Origin of the sequence: Pseudomonas sp. SIMBA_067 (genome assembly GCF_046534675.1) — a bacterium.
Lineage (GTDB): Bacteria > Pseudomonadota > Gammaproteobacteria > Pseudomonadales > Pseudomonadaceae > Aquipseudomonas > Aquipseudomonas putida.
The window spans coordinates 1-238 of record NZ_JAWRYH010001270.1 but is presented as its reverse complement, the minus strand read 5'-3'; the positions used below and the strand labels follow the sequence as shown (position 1 = coordinate 238).

Annotated in this window: 1 protein-coding gene; it reads left to right on the top strand. The window is 66.8% G+C overall.

What is annotated here, in order from left to right; all coding sequences use genetic code 11:
* Window positions 1-31: 31 nt before the first annotated feature.
* The coding region (locus SB765_RS33380) for a hypothetical protein (RefSeq protein ID WP_410933002.1) at window positions 32-238 on the top strand (207 nt) is incomplete at its 3' end.

Genomic DNA, 238 nt, shown 5'->3' with positions numbered 1-238 from the left:
GTCTCTTCTGTAGAGCAGCGCAGAGCAGTGGATGGACGGGGTGCCGCAGGTGACCGAGCAGCTGACCGAACTGGCGACTGAAGCCTTCGTCGTGGGCTTCCCGCTGGTCTTCGACCTGGAGCAGGTCGTGCGCTTGACCACGGACGGCGTCGGCAGCATCCCGGCGACCCCGTACAACTCGTTCGGCCACGCCCGCGAGCTGGCCGGCCCGGACGACGACTTCGTCTCGGTCAACAAC